This window comes from Opacimonas viscosa (assembly GCF_024199005.1).
Taxonomy (GTDB): Bacteria; Pseudomonadota; Gammaproteobacteria; order Enterobacterales; family Alteromonadaceae; genus Opacimonas; species Opacimonas viscosa.
The window spans coordinates 1-272 of the sequence record NZ_JANATA010000130.1 but is presented as its reverse complement, the minus strand read 5'-3'; the positions used below and the strand labels follow the sequence as shown (position 1 = coordinate 272).

At 49.6% G+C, this 272-nt stretch carries 1 pseudogene; it reads left to right on the top strand.

Going from position 1 to position 272, the window contains the following annotated elements:
* Positions 1-32 precede the first annotated feature (32 nt).
* Positions 33-272: pseudogene (locus NLF92_RS12990) on the top strand (hypothetical protein); the annotation flags it as partial.

The following is a 272-nucleotide window of genomic DNA, read 5'->3' as shown; positions in this document are numbered from 1 at the left end:
AGTGACATCATCATAATAAGAAGGAATTACCTATGACTAAATTAGGACGGGTGTTTGCGCGCACTTTGCTGGCAATTTGTTTTACCAGCGTGGCAACGTCAACGGTTATTGCTGATGAAGCCGAAGGTTTACGAATTGCAACGGAGCGTAAAGCACGCAATTCCGGCTGGGAAGATACAGTGGCGTCCACCACCATGGTGCTTCGGGATACGCGGGGCAAAGAATCTGAGCGTGCATTGCGCGTGTATACTTTACAACGGGCTGACGAGGGA